Source organism: Neochlamydia sp. AcF65 (assembly GCF_018342435.1).
Classification (GTDB): domain Bacteria; phylum Chlamydiota; class Chlamydiia; order Chlamydiales; family Parachlamydiaceae; genus Neochlamydia.
In genome coordinates, this window is the sequence record NZ_JAEMUE010000037.1 from 1 (window position 1) to 2,055 (window position 2,055).

General features: G+C 38.6%; 2 pseudogenes. Both read right to left on the reverse strand.

Going from position 1 to position 2,055, the window contains the following annotated elements:
• Positions 1-101 precede the first annotated feature (101 nt).
• A pseudogene (locus NEOC65_RS09570) lies at positions 102-317 on the reverse strand (IS481 family transposase); the annotation flags it as partial.
• A gap of 663 nt (positions 318-980) precedes the next feature.
• A pseudogene (locus tag NEOC65_RS09575) lies at positions 981-1,615 on the reverse strand (helix-turn-helix domain-containing protein); the annotation flags it as partial.
• Positions 1,616-2,055 lie beyond the last annotated feature (440 nt).

Here is a 2,055-nt window from a genome sequence, read left to right on the forward strand (position 1 = left end):
GCAAAGCATCTTTGCAAGCAAAGCGCTTGAGAGCTGCATGTAATATTACTTACAGAGAAGAACTTTTAAAAAATTTATTTATAATGCGTTAACCCTGATTTTTCAACATTTTTAAACACTTTCTTCCTAAAAGCTATGGCATAAAATTCGTTTTGGATGGTCTGATGAAACCTTTCGCAGATTCCATTGATTTGAGGATACCTGGCTTTAGTGCGAGAATGGTCAATATCTTCAACGGCTAGATAAAGTTTATCCTCATGATGTTCTCTTGCTCCATAGTACTCTGTACCACGATCGGTTAATATTCTTAAGGTACGAATATCTTGCTTTTGTGTGCCACGAGCACATTGTAGATGTGCGTAACTATATGAAAGATGAGGAAGATGGCTCCTCGAAGTCGCTTTGCAGGAAGAGATTTCAAACCGCCTTAAGCTGCTTTGGTCAAAAGCCAAGGTGGTGAGCGTTAAGGAAAAGGTATGATAAACATATCAGGTGAGGGCTAAGGAGACGAACGAAAGTGAACTATCGGTCCAAGTGTCGAAAGATTAAAGATGATGTCAAAACTGGGGGTTAAAAGCTCTTCCAGGATAAATTTAGGGGCAACCTGTTTACTGCCTAAATGGCGTCCGGCATAGAGATAGCGTGAACTTAGTCTAGGCTTTTGTATGGAACGTGGGAACCTCATAGATGATGTTAAGAGAAAACCATATAAGTGAAGAACACAAAGTGGGAAATATCGAAGCATGTATGAGGGGCAGATCAACTCGTAGTAGTGAGGAAGCCTTTGTAATGAAGGGGGAGCGAAGGGGTTGAATTGTTCAATCCAACTCAATAAGTCAAGTAGAAATACGAGGAACTTATGGGGGTGGGGAAAAGGCTGGAAAGCTTGAAGAACAATAGGAGCCGTATGAAGCGAGAGTTTCACGTACGTGTCTGTGGGAGCCTAAGGGGGAAGTTCCCTTGGGCGACCCGATCAAACCAGGAATGACTTGATCATTTAAGCATATCCGCTGCTACCAACGCATTTTTCCTATCGTATAGTTTGACAAAAGCTACCTTAGAATAGGTATCAATCACTGTCTGTTGATAAATGCGTCCCACACCTTCAATAGTGCCTACTTAAGTAAGTATCTTGGGCTAATAAATACCCTGGATGTCCAGTTTCAATTTCGCCATACGCTTCTTTTTCTTCCTTGGCTTTTTCAAGAGCTTTTAGTTGGTCCTCTGTTAGTATCATTTCTTCCTAAAGCCATTTTAGCTTCCGATGCTTTGAGACGTTTTTGAAAGGTTTTAAAGATTGTATGGTAGTTAAACAGAACTTACACCACCTGGCGAAATGAAAACTCCTTGCTTCTTAAGCTCGTTACATACTCTTAATTGTCCATAAGCAGGCTTGAAGAGCAAAATCAACCACAGCTTTTTCGATAGACTCGTCTACTCTGTTTTTTATACAGGGTTTTTTACGTGCCATATCCTGAAGAGCTGCTTCTCCACCTGTTTCATAAAATTCTTTGAATCTATAAAAGCTATCTCTAGAATATTCCATCATCTTACACGCTTGGGATATCTTCCCTAATGTTTCGGCTAGCTTTAAACACTTAAGCTTGCTTTTAATAACTTTTTAATGAGTTGCTAAATTTGACATTTTGAAATTCCTCGTTGGCCTTGGAGCCGCTCACTTTAACTTCAGCCCTATCATTTTTTACGAACGACAGGGCTTTAAGTTTCGTGGCTTTTAAGCCGTGTTTCTTTTATTTTTATCACAACTGTCAGTTTAAGTCTTATCTATTACAATTTTTGTAGAAGCAAAAGCTTTACTTGCTTTTTTACTAAGCTTATCTCATTAAATACCCATTTAGCTTATTACCTAGAGCATAAGTATTAAATGATTCAAGGTTGAGAGGTATTGCAATTCCAAACTCAATAATACGTTTCAACAATCTCTGCGTATCTTTTATACAGGGTGTTTTGATGAGAAAGATTTGACAAATGCTACATAAATCTAGAATTATCTTCTTTCTAAAAGAAGGAGGTAACAATGGCCAGAAGAAAAAC